Source organism: Mesorhizobium sp. M7A.F.Ca.CA.001.08.2.1 (assembly GCF_003998455.1).
In the GTDB taxonomy this organism is placed as follows: domain Bacteria; phylum Pseudomonadota; class Alphaproteobacteria; order Rhizobiales; family Rhizobiaceae; genus Mesorhizobium; species Mesorhizobium ciceri.
Genome location: NZ_RZPW01001223.1, coordinates 1 through 1038 on the forward strand (window position 1 = coordinate 1; position 1038 = coordinate 1038).

The following is a 1038-nucleotide window of genomic DNA, read 5'->3' on the forward strand; positions in this document are numbered from 1 at the left end:
GGCTCAACCGCGGCAAGGAAAGCGCGGTGCTCGACCTGAAGACCGAGCACGACCTGGCTCTCCTGCACCGGATGGTGGCGCGCGCGGATGTTCTCGTGCAGAATCTCGCCCCGGGCGCTATCGACAGGCTCGGCCTCTCCGCCGATGCGATCGCAGAAAAATTCCCTCGGCTGATCGCCATCAACATCGTCGGCTACGGACAGGATACGCCTTACGCGGCGATGCGCGCCTACGACATGCTGGTGCAGGCCGAAAGCGGTATCTGTGCCGTCACCGGCACACCGGACACACCGAGCAAGGTCGGGGTTTCCGCCGCCGACATCGCCACCGGCATGAATGCCCATGCAGCGATCCTCGAAGCCTTGCTGGCGCGCCAGAAGACCGGGCGCGGCCGCATTGTCGAGGTGGCCATGTTCGACGCCATGGCCGATTGGATGACCGTGCCGCTGCTGCACTACGAATATGCGGGCCGCGAGACCCAGAGATATGGCCTGGCGCACGCTTCGATCTACCCCTATCGACCCTATGCCTGTCGGGATGGCAGCGTGGTCGTGTCCATCCAGCAGAACAATGAATGGAAGCGCTTCTGCACGCTCGTGCTGCAAAGGCAGGATCTGTTCGCCGACGAACGCTTCGCCACCAATGCCTGGCGGGTGGCCAACCGCACGGCGCTCGACGCCGAGATCGAACCGATCTTCGCGGCAATCGACTGCGAAAAGGCCATAGACCGTCTCAACGAGGCGCAGATCGCCTGGGGCCGGGTGAGCGCAATGCACGACCTGCCACACCACAAGGCGTTGCGACGGACAGAGGTGGCGCTGCCGGACGGCAGGCGCATCTCCGTGCCGATTCCGGCAGGGCGGTCGGAGGGGTTCGCAACCGTCCCCGGCGTTCCCGCCCTTGGCGCCGATTCGGACCGGATCCGGTCCGAATTCGCCGCCTGACGAGGATCTCATGAGCCTGGACACAAGCACGCTGCAGGAATGGATCGGACGCACGCACGAGGTCGAGGACATCGTGACCCCGCGCCTGCTGGCC

At 65.2% G+C, this 1038-nt stretch carries 1 protein-coding gene; it reads left to right on the top strand.

Annotated elements, in window-relative coordinates; translation table 11 throughout:
- A partial coding sequence (locus EN914_RS36365; RefSeq protein ID WP_245497938.1) for a CaiB/BaiF CoA-transferase family protein occupies positions 1 to 944 on the top strand: 944 nt, incomplete at its 5' end.
- Positions 945 to 1038: the final 94 nt, after the last annotated feature.